Below are 246 nucleotides of genomic sequence, written 5' to 3' on the forward strand. Positions count from 1 at the left end.
CGAATGACTTCGATGTTCTGCACCATTTCCTTGCCCAGGTAATGGTCGATGCGGAATACTTCGTCCTCCCGGAAAACGTGCCGGATCTCTTCGTTCAACTTGGACGCGGACGGATAGTCGTAGCCGAACGGCTTTTCGATGACCAGCCTGTGCCAGCCCGCGCTCTCCAACATGCCGCCGTCGCGAAGGTTCCGGGAGACGGTGCCGAACAGCTCGGGCGCCAGCGCCAGGTAGAACAGGCGATTG

The 246-nt window shown here is 59.8% G+C and carries 1 pseudogene; it reads right to left on the minus strand.

Annotated features, from left to right (window positions below):
* Positions 1 to 246: pseudogene (locus tag NLU14_RS22670) on the minus strand (glucose-6-phosphate dehydrogenase); the annotation flags it as partial.

It is taken from the genome of Marinobacter iranensis, from assembly GCF_029207565.1.
Taxonomy (GTDB): domain Bacteria; phylum Pseudomonadota; class Gammaproteobacteria; order Pseudomonadales; family Oleiphilaceae; genus Marinobacter; species Marinobacter iranensis.